At 61.8% G+C, this 4,570-nt stretch carries 3 protein-coding genes; 2 read left to right on the forward strand and 1 reads right to left on the reverse strand.

Going from position 1 to position 4,570, the window contains the following annotated elements; translation table 11 throughout:
- Window positions 1-36: 36 nt before the first annotated feature.
- Window positions 37-945, reverse strand: coding sequence for a LysR substrate-binding domain-containing protein (locus HT737_RS15100; protein WP_182403089.1), 909 nt, complete (start codon window positions 943-945; stop codon window positions 37-39).
- A 180-nt stretch (window positions 946-1,125) separates the two neighbouring features.
- Here HT737_RS15100 and aspA point away from each other — a divergent pair, with 180 nt between their 5' ends.
- A complete protein-coding gene (gene aspA, locus HT737_RS15105; RefSeq protein ID WP_041474969.1) occupies window positions 1,126-2,550 on the forward strand; it encodes an aspartate ammonia-lyase in 1,425 nt (474 codons plus the stop codon).
- 491 nt (window positions 2,551-3,041) lie between these two features.
- On the forward strand, window positions 3,042-4,487 hold the full coding sequence (locus HT737_RS15110; protein ID WP_182403091.1) for a sodium:alanine symporter family protein: 1,446 nt from the start codon (window positions 3,042-3,044) through the stop codon (window positions 4,485-4,487).
- Window positions 4,488-4,570: the final 83 nt, after the last annotated feature.

Below are 4,570 nucleotides of genomic sequence, written 5' to 3' on the forward strand. Positions count from 1 at the left end.
GCCGAAGGCTGCGATCTTTTCCCACAGACCCACCACTCAAGAAGCCTGTGCAGCGCCGCCCTCAAGTTTGCGCCAGAGCAACCGTACGTTGGCCTTGCGCACCAGTGCGCAGCGGTACAGGCGAATTTCCAGCGGTACATGCCATTGCGGGCCGCCGCAGACCACCAGTTCGCCGCGGGCCAGCTCGGCGCGCACGCTCAGTTGCGGTACCCAGGCGATGCCGAGGCCTTCCAGGGCCATGCTTTTCAGGCTGTCGGCCATGGCGGTCTCATAGATGGTGGTAAAGCGCAGCTGACGCTGACGCAAAAGACCATTTACCGAGCGCCCGAGAAACGCCCCGGCGCTGTACGCCAGCAACGGTACGCTGACGTCACCTTCCAGATCGAACAGCGGCTTGCCTTCGGCATCCGACGCACACACCGGGAGCATCTCGGTCTGGCCCAGGTGCAACGACGGGAAGATTTCCGGATCCATCTGCATCGCTGCGTCCGGGTCGTAGAACGCCAGCATCAGGTCGCAGCCGCCTTCGCGCAGCGCGTGCACCGCGTCGCCGACGTTGGTCGCGACCAGCCGTGTGGCGATGTTCAGCCCTTCATTGCGCAGTTGCGCGATCCAGCGCGGGAAGAAACCCAGCGCCAGCGAGTGCGCAGCCGCGACTTGCATCACTTCACCCTGCCCGCCTTCCAGGTGGTGCAGGTGGCGCAGCACTTCGCCGAGCTGTTCGACCACGGTGCGCGCGGTCACCAGAAACAGTTGCCCGGCCGCCGTCAGTTCGATCGGCGTGCGCGAGCGGTTGACCAGCGTCAGGCCCAGCGCCGCTTCGAGGCTGCGGATCCGCCGACTGAACGCTGGCTGGGTCACGAAGCGCCGTTCGGCCGCCTGCGAGAAGCTGCGGGTGGCGGCCAGGGCACTGAAGTCCTCGAGCCATTTGCTTTCCAGATTCATCACGCCCTCCCGGGAACGCACCAAAACAGGTCACACGTCTGCCGCGCAGGCGGCGTCACACGGGCATTATGCCGAATGTGCATAGGCCAGTGTTTAACAGCATTGGCCCAAAAAATCCTGTAAGCCTAGCATTCGCAGCGTTCCGGCATAGACCGGGTCCATATCGAGATGATTTCTATCATGTCCTCCGCTGCATCTTTCCGCACAGAAAACGACCTGCTTGGCGCCCTCGAAGTACCGGCTCAAGCGTACTACGGCATCCAGACCCTGCGAGCGGTGAACAACTTCCGTCTCTCCGGCGTTCCGATTTCGCATTACCCGAAACTGGTTGTGGGTCTGGCGATGGTCAAACAGGCCGCCGCTGACGCCAACCGTGAGTTGGGTCATCTGAGCGAAGCCAAGCACGCTGCCATCAGCGAAGCCTGTGCCCGATTGATCCGCGGTGATTTCCACGAAGAATTCGTGGTCGACATGATTCAAGGTGGCGCCGGTACGTCCACCAACATGAACGCCAACGAAGTGATCGCCAACATTGCGCTCGAAGCAATGGGTCACCAGAAAGGCGAGTACCAGTACCTGCACCCGAACGACGACGTCAACATGGCGCAGTCGACCAACGACGCCTACCCGACCGCCATTCGCCTGGGTCTGCTGCTGGGTCACGATTCGCTGCTGGCCAGCCTCGACAGCCTGATTCAGGCCTTCGCCGCCAAGGGTGAAGAATTCAACCACGTCCTGAAGATGGGTCGTACCCAGCTGCAAGACGCCGTGCCGATGACCCTGGGTCAAGAGTTCCGTGCGTTCGCCACCACCATGGGCGAAGACCTGGCCCGTCTGAAGACGCTGGCCCCGGAACTGCTGACTGAAGTGAACCTGGGCGGTACCGCGATCGGCACCGGCATCAACGCCGACCCGCGCTATCAGGCGCTGGCCGTCCAGCGTCTGGCGCTGATCAGCGGTCAGCCGCTGGTGCCCGCTGCCGACCTGATCGAAGCCACCTCCGACATGGGCGCCTTCGTGCTGTTCTCCGGCATGCTCAAGCGCACCGCGGTCAAGCTGTCGAAGATCTGCAACGACCTGCGCCTGCTATCCAGCGGCCCACGCACCGGCATCAACGAGATCAACCTGCCAGCGCGTCAGCCAGGCAGCTCGATCATGCCTGGCAAGGTCAACCCGGTGATTCCGGAAGCCGTTAACCAGGTGGCCTTCCAGGTCATCGGTAACGATCTGGCGCTGACCATGGCAGCCGAAGGCGGCCAACTGCAGCTGAACGTGATGGAGCCGCTGATCGCGTTCAAGATCCTCGACTCGATCCGCCTGCTGCAACGCGCCATGGACATGCTGCGCGAGCACTGCATCGTCGGCATCACCGCCAACGAAGCCCGCTGCCGCGAACTGGTCGAGCACTCGATCGGTCTGGTCACCGCGCTGAACCCGTACATCGGCTACAAAAACGCCACCCGCATCGCCCGTATCGCCCTTGAAAGCGGCCGTGGCGTGCTGGAACTGGTGCGCGAAGAAGGCCTGCTCGACGAAGCCATGCTCGCCGACATCCTGCGCCCGGAAAACATGATTGCCCCGCGTCTGGTTCCGCTCAAAGCCTGAGCCGACGCGTTATTTGTAGCACCGCTCACCAGGTCGAGGGACTAGACACCTCTCACCTTTTGAGGGCTTGGGGATCAGTCCCCAAGCCCTTTTTTTTTAACTTCTTTGCGGGCAGGACGTTTAAATGTTTTTGTGTATTTGATACCGCCAAGATCGCAGCCTTCGGCAGCTCCTACATGATGGATGTAACCCTGTAGGAGCTTGCCGAAGGCTGCGATCTTTTGATTTTTGCAGCAACTCTCGTTTCGTCGCTTGCACCACAAGCGTGCAGACGGGCGCCACACTGATCGGTATAGTGCCGCCCCTCTTCGCGTGAGCGGTCGTCGGTAACGAGGCCATAACCCATGCGAAACCCGAACTAATAACAAACCCGCGAAATGGATCCGGGACGAAACCTTCGCCTCACCTGTCGTGCCGCGCGCAAACCGGTGTAACGCGATGTTTCTGAACATCCAGCATTTGCTTACACAAAAAACAGCGAGGAAAAATCCATGCTCGAAGTCATCAACGACTTCCTCTCAGGGAAAGTACTGATCGTGCTCATTGTCGGGCTCGGTAGCTACTTCACGATTCGCTCGCGTTTCGTTCAATTGCGCCACTTCTTCCACATGTTCGCGGTGTTCCGCGACAGCCTGAAAAGCAGCGGCGGGCAACTCAGCTCGTTCCAGGCCCTGATGCTCAGCCTTGCCGGCCGCGTCGGTGCAGGCAACATCGCCGGTGTCGGCATCGCCGTAACCCTCGGTGGTCCGGGTGCGGTGTTCTGGATGTGGGTGACCGCACTGGTCGGCATGTCCAGCAGCTTCTTCGAATGCACCCTGGCGCAGGTTTACAAGCGCGCCGACGGCGACGGCCTGTACCGTGGCGGCCCGGCCTACTACATCCAGCACGGCCTGAAGTTGAAAGGCATGGCAGTGGTGTTCTCGGTCCTGCTGCTGGTCACCTACGGCTTCGCCTTCATCGGCCTGCAGTCCTACACCGTGACCCACTCGCTGCAAAACGCCTTTGCCTTCGACCCACGCCACACCGGGATCGTCCTGGCGGTGCTGCTGGCCATCACCTTCATCGGCGGCATCAAGCGCATCGCTGCAGTGTCCGACCTGCTGGTACCGGTCAAGACCCTGGCCTATATCGGCGTGACCCTGTACGTGATCGGCACCCAGATCGAGCACGTGCCAGCCATGCTGGAAACCATCTTCAAAAGCGCCTTCGGTCTCGACCCGGCCTTCGGCGGCCTGCTCGGCAGCGCCATCGTCATGGGCGTGAAGCGTGGCGTGTTCGCCAACGAAGCGGGCCTGGGCAGTGCGCCGAACGTCGCCGCCGTGGCCTCGGTGAAACACCCGGGCGCACAGGGCGTGGTTCAGGCCTTCAGCGTGTTCCTCGACACCTTCGTGATCTGCACCTGCACCGCGCTGCTGATCCTGCTGTCGGGCTTCTACACCCCGGGCTTCGAAGGTGACGGCATCGTCCTGACCCAGAACTCGCTGGCCGCCGTGGTCGGTGACTGGGGGCGCATCTTCGTCAGCGTTGCGTTGTCGCTGTTCGTCTTCACCTGCATCCTCTACAACTACTACCTGGGCGAAAACAGCCTGCAGTTCCTCAGCCGCAACCGCGCTGTGCTGATGGTGTTCCGCGGCCTGGTCCTGGCGCTGGTGGTATGGGGTTCGATGCAAGACCTCTCGACCGTGTTCGCCTTCGCCGACATCACCATGACCTGCCTGGCCTTCGTCAACCTGATGGCCCTGGCCATGCTGTTCAAGGTCGGCATGCGTGTCATGCGCGACTACGACGAGCAGCGCCGCGCCGGCATCAAGCAGCCGGTGTTCGACTCCAGCAAATTTACCGATCTGGATCTGGACCTGAAGGCCTGGCCGACCGAGGCGCCAGCCGCCGGCAAGACCGCAGTCGAGCCGCAAGGCATCCCTGCAGCGCAACGCTGACAGGTGAATGACGGGCGCATCCCCTGCGCCCGTCAGTTATTGTGATGCAATAACCTGTAGGAGCGAGCCTGCTCGCGATACTG

This window comes from Pseudomonas sp. MD195_PC81_125, from assembly GCF_014060985.1.
In the GTDB taxonomy this organism is placed as follows: Bacteria; Pseudomonadota; Gammaproteobacteria; order Pseudomonadales; family Pseudomonadaceae; genus Aquipseudomonas; species Aquipseudomonas parakoreensis.

What these genes read in the sequence shown, in the direction of transcription:
- HT737_RS15100 (WP_182403089.1), bottom strand. Translation starts at nt 945, where the DNA reads ATGAATCTGGAAAGCAAATGGCTCGAGGACTTCAGTGCCCTGGCCGCC.
- aspA (WP_041474969.1), top strand. Translation starts at nt 1,126, where the DNA reads ATGTCCTCCGCTGCATCTTTCCGCACAGAAAACGACCTGCTTGGCGCC.
- HT737_RS15110 (WP_182403091.1), top strand. Translation starts at nt 3,042, where the DNA reads ATGCTCGAAGTCATCAACGACTTCCTCTCAGGGAAAGTACTGATCGTG.